This is a genomic window from Nanoarchaeota archaeon (assembly GCA_018897155.1).
GTDB lineage: Archaea > EX4484-52 > EX4484-52 > EX4484-52 > LFW-46 > LFW-46.
The window spans coordinates 1-2,108 of the sequence record JAHILE010000012.1; the positions used below are offsets into that span (position 1 = coordinate 1).

The following is a 2,108-nucleotide window of genomic DNA, read 5'->3' on the forward strand; positions in this document are numbered from 1 at the left end:
CCCACGGAACTTCTGACACAAGCCGTTTCAGGTTTTCTAAAAGTGAAACAGGCTGTTTCACTTTTGAGTATTCATCCACCAATTGCCTCATAAACCAGAGGTTACGTGGCGACCAGCTTACACCTTCGCCAATATATATATATATATTCAAATCTTTGCTTAATTGTTTTACAATTGATTTACCCCAGCCGTATTGTTCTTGCTTTTGTATAATCAATTCGCCAATATTCCAATACAACAGGTTTGAAACGGTTTGAACGGTCTGTACAGCAAGTGCGCGGTGATTTTGCACCATATTCACTATTTCAGCAAGAAACTCCTGATACTCCGGACTTGAGATATTTTCATCAATCTGTTTCATCATTTTCATATCAATACCTTTATCGATTTGAGAATCTCTGCGCTTTCTTTGTCGCGCGCTGCGATTTCGTCCAGAATTTCCTGCGGTTCCCGAAGCGCAGCTTCCTCTTTTTTGTTGGGATTTTTCACAGACAGATCAAAAGTATCTACATTCACATCACCAATATTCACTGTCCATGAATTTGCCGAATCCGCTTTCGTTTTCTGCAATGTAACAAATTCAGCCAGATCATTCTCATTCAATGGATTGGTTTTGCCTAAGTTCCTATCCAGATTTAATTGATAATACCAAACTTTTCGTGTCGGAACGCCTTTTTCAAAGAACAGCACAACTGTTTTTACGCCTGCGCCGAGAAACGTGCCGCCCGGCAAATCCAGAACTGTATGCAAGTTGCAATTCTCAAGCAAGTGTTTTCTTAGCGCTACTGATGCGTTATCTGTGTTTGATAAAAATGTATTTTTTATGACAACGCCGCCTTTGCCGCCGGCTTTCAGTATCTTGATGAAATGCTGCAGGAACAAAAATGCGGTTTCTCCGGTTTTAATCGGGAAGTTTTGCTGAACTTCTGCTCTTTCTTTGCCGCCAAAAGGCGGATTTGCCAAAACAATGTCATATCGGTCTTTTTCTTGAATGTCGGTAATATTTTCTGCCAAAGTATTCGTATGAACTATGTTTGGCGACCCGATTCCGTGAAAAATCATATTCATAATGCCGATAATATATGCAAGCGATTTTTTCTCTTTGCCATAAAATGTGCTTTTCTGCAAGGTTTCCATATCTTTAGTCGTGAGATTTTTGCTGTTTTTCAGATATTCGAACGCTTCGCATAAAAAGCCTGCCGAGCCGACTGCGCCGTCATATATTTTGTTTCCGATAGTCGGCGCCACAACCTTTACAACTGTTTTAATGAGCGGGCGCGGGGTGTAATATTCTCCGCCGTTTCTGCCGGCATTGCCCATATTTTGGATTTTTCCTTCATATAAATGAGACATTTCGTGTTTTTCAGCATTAGAACCAAAACGCAACTCGTCAATTAAATTAATTACCTCGCGTAAATTATAGCCGCTTTGAATTCGATTCTTTAGTTCGCTAAAAATCTCTCCAATTTTGTAGTGGATTGTGTCTGCGCTTTCTGCATTTGCTTTAAATTTTTTGAAGTAAGGGAATAATTCTTGATTAACAAAATCTGTTAAATCGTCTCCAGTGAGTGCTTTATTATCATCTAATTTACCGTCTACGCCTTTAGGCACTGCCCACACACCCCATTGAAACTCAGGTTTAATTATACTCGCATAAGTTTTCCCGGCCAATTCCGCAGAAGTTTGTTTTTCTTTTTCAAGGTCGTCGAGATATTTCAAAAACAGAATCCAAGATGTTTGCTCTACATAATCTAATTCGCTGCTACAGCCGGCATCTTTCCAAAGAACATCATCTATATTTTTAAAAATTTGTTCAAACATTTTATTCTCCTCTATTAATCGCCTTTTGAGCGCTTTTTATCAATATATACTTCCTCGCGCTCTTTTATTAACCTTTATCCGCCAAAGACGCGCCCAAAGTAGGCATTGGACTGCACCCCTAAAAGTGGACAATTAGTTAAGCTTCGTACAGAACACTTAAAGGGGTGCAAAAATGAAGCTGAGGAGAAAATTTACAAAGGAATTCAAACTATCCGTTGTGCGCGAATTGGAAGCCACATCGCTGGCTGAAGTGTGCAGGGCGCACAGTGTCAGCCCGTCTGTCTTAA

The 2,108-nt window shown here is 40.0% G+C and carries 3 protein-coding genes; 1 reads left to right on the forward strand and 2 read right to left on the reverse strand.

Going from position 1 to position 2,108, the window contains the following annotated elements:
- On the reverse strand, positions 1-370 hold a 370-nt coding region (locus KKB09_01085), incomplete at its 3' end, for a DUF1016 domain-containing protein (GenBank protein ID MBU4299787.1).
- Entirely contained in the window at positions 367-1,821 is a 1,455-nt protein-coding gene (locus tag KKB09_01090) for a type I restriction-modification system subunit M (GenBank protein ID MBU4299788.1), read from the reverse strand. The genes KKB09_01090 and KKB09_01085, both read right to left, overlap by 4 nt.
- Before the next feature lie 172 nt (positions 1,822-1,993).
- Between KKB09_01090 and KKB09_01095 the strand changes: the two genes are divergently transcribed.
- Positions 1,994-2,108 (forward strand): transposase (locus KKB09_01095; protein ID MBU4299789.1); only part of this gene is annotated, 115 nt, incomplete at its 3' end.

Bases quoted from the DNA above. Each gene is read 5' to 3' on its own strand.
- KKB09_01090 (MBU4299788.1), bottom strand. From the start codon at position 1,821: ATGTTTGAACAAATTTTTAAAAATATAGATGATGTTCTTTGGAAAGAT.